Here is a 768-nt window from a genome sequence, read left to right as displayed (position 1 = left end):
ACCCTGGCCGCCCGCGCGGCGGCCTTCTTCGACACCTTCCAGGACGCCCGGGCAAAGGCCTTCCGGGGTGTTCCCCGGGAGAAGCCGCCCGCCGGCTGGGCGGACTGGTACACCCAGGCGCTGCGCGGCGTGGACGGCGACGAGGCCCGGCTCCATGCCGCCTGCCAGGGCTACCTCCAGTCCGACTGGGGCCGTGCCCGCCAGCCTCCCGGCACCGTGGTCGCGTTCTGTTCGCCCCGCGTGTGGACGCGCTACGTCCCGCCGCTGGAGGACGGCGCGGAGGTGGACACCTCGGAGGCCGGGGGCCCGATCCCCGCGGAGGTCGCGTCCTCGGAGGCCGCTCGCGTCTGGAGCGCGTGCCTGGAAGGCATGCGTGCCCAGGGCAAGCGGTACGCGCTGTCCTGGCTGAGCAAGGCCCGCGCGGTGGGCTTGGAGGACGGACACCTGGTGCTCGCGGCGCCGGACGCGTACTTCCGCCAATGGGTGGAGGAGCAGTACGGCTCGCTGATGGAGTCCGAAGCGCGCAGCCTGGGCTTGCAGGGCGTGCGCTGGGCCCGGGCCGCGCACGAGGTCGCCTGACTATTCGTCGGCCCGAACCGCGATGGCCGGCGTCACGCGCAGCGCGTGGCGGGCGGGCAGCCAGTTGGCCACGAGCGCCACCGCGCCTAGCAGCAGGGGCACGCCTCCGAACGTCAAAGCATCCAGCGTGCCCACGCCGTAGAGCATCCCCGCGAGGCCGCGCGCGAGCACCGCCGCCCCCACGAGCCC

Annotated in this window: 2 protein-coding genes; one reads left to right on the top strand and one right to left on the bottom strand. The window is 74.7% G+C overall.

Translation table 11 applies throughout. The features are described from left to right. A partial coding sequence (locus tag D7W79_RS42460; protein ID WP_276375679.1) for a DnaA N-terminal domain-containing protein occupies positions 1-579 on the top strand: 579 nt, incomplete at its 5' end. Here D7W79_RS42460 and D7W79_RS42455 read toward each other — a convergent pair. Continuing rightward, on the bottom strand, positions 580-768 hold a 189-nt coding region (locus D7W79_RS42455; RefSeq protein ID WP_147442374.1), incomplete at its 5' end, for a hypothetical protein. It abuts the gene before it with no gap.

This window comes from Corallococcus exercitus, from assembly GCF_003611585.1.
Classification (GTDB): Bacteria; Myxococcota; Myxococcia; order Myxococcales; family Myxococcaceae; genus Corallococcus; species Corallococcus exercitus.
Note: the sequence above shows the minus strand (reverse complement) of the source record. Positions and strands in the feature narration are given on the sequence as shown.